The sequence below is a fragment of the Streptomyces sp. NPDC057474 genome (assembly GCF_042802555.1).
Classification (GTDB): domain Bacteria; phylum Actinomycetota; class Actinomycetes; order Streptomycetales; family Streptomycetaceae; genus Streptomyces.
On the sequence record NZ_JBHVDX010000509.1, the window covers coordinates 1 to 1,121 of the forward strand.

The 1,121-nt window shown below is 67.8% G+C and carries 1 protein-coding gene and 1 pseudogene; both read right to left on the bottom strand.

What is annotated here, in order from left to right:
• Positions 1-182: 182 nt before the first annotated feature.
• Positions 183-797 (bottom strand): annotated as a pseudogene (locus ACFU53_RS48120) (IS3 family transposase); the annotation flags it as partial.
• The gene (locus ACFU53_RS48125; RefSeq protein ID WP_384007055.1) at positions 785-1,069 is read right to left on the bottom strand and encodes a transposase; all 285 of its coding nucleotides are present in this window, start codon (positions 1,067-1,069) and stop codon (positions 785-787) included. The gene ACFU53_RS48125 and the pseudogene ACFU53_RS48120, both read right to left, overlap by 13 nt.
• Positions 1,070-1,121: the final 52 nt, after the last annotated feature.

Here is a 1,121-nt window from a genome sequence, read left to right on the forward strand (position 1 = left end):
GAGACGGATCAGGCCGCCCCGGCGAACGCATCGCCGGCCGCAACGCACGATCAGCGCGCCACTGCCGACGCCGACCCTCCGGAACATCGCTGGTCTTCAAACTCCAGTCCGCCGTGGCCACGTCGCACACCTCCGAGATCAAAGTGTTGCGACGACCAGTTGAATCCACCCTCGCTCCCGCGGTCCGTGTGAAAGATGACGCCGCGCACGTCTCCGCCACGGGTCGTCGCGGCCATGTGCAGGGCGGCGACGACGAGTTCGGCATCGTGGCGTGCCCCCATCGCGTAGCCCAGCAGACGCCGGGAGAAGAGGTCGATGACCGTGGCCAGGTACAGCTTGCCCTCGCCGGTTTCGATCTCCGTCATGTCCCCGCACCAGACCAGGTCGGGTGCCTCGGCGGTGAAGTCCCGGCGCACGAAGTCCGGGGCGGCCGGCCGCTTCCCCGGCCGGGTCAGCCCCCGCCGTCTGCGCACCTTCCGCGCGACCAGGCCCAGCTCGGCCATGATCTTCGCGATGGTGTTCACCGAGACCCGCCAGCCCTGCCGGACCAGCCTGATCCAGATCTTCGGCGAGCCGTAGGTGCCGCCGGAGTCGTCGAACTCTCCCTTCACCGCCTCGGTCAGATGCTGTCTGCGCAGCTCACGCCGGGTGGGCTGGTGGGTGCGCTGCTTGTAGAACCACGACTCGCTCACGCCCAGGGCGCGGCAGGAGACGCGGTGCGAAATGCCGTGCTCGGTCCTGAAGTCGCTGATCACCCCGACGACGGACGCCGGGTCCGCCACGGCTACTTCACCCACAGGACCATGCAGCGTTTGAGCACATCACGCTCCATGACCAGCTCCTTGTTGTCCCGCCTGAGCTGGGCATTCTCCCGCCTCAGACGCTCCAGCTCGTCACCACCAGCCGGTGCGGCCCCCGTCCGGCGGGCACGGGAGACCCAGCTCGCCAGCGTGGTCTCGTTGATCCCCAGGTCCTCAGCGACCTCCGCGATCGTCTTGCCGGTCTCCATGACGATCCGTACAGCTCCCTCACGGAACTCCGGCTCGAACTTCCGTCGCTTCTCCGCCATGACTCCCAACTTCCCCTGCAGTCACGGTCTCTACGCTACGAGGGGAGGGACA

What these genes read in the sequence shown, in the direction of transcription:
- ACFU53_RS48125 (WP_384007055.1), bottom strand. Translation starts at nt 1,069, where the DNA reads ATGGCGGAGAAGCGACGGAAGTTCGAGCCGGAGTTCCGTGAGGGAGCT.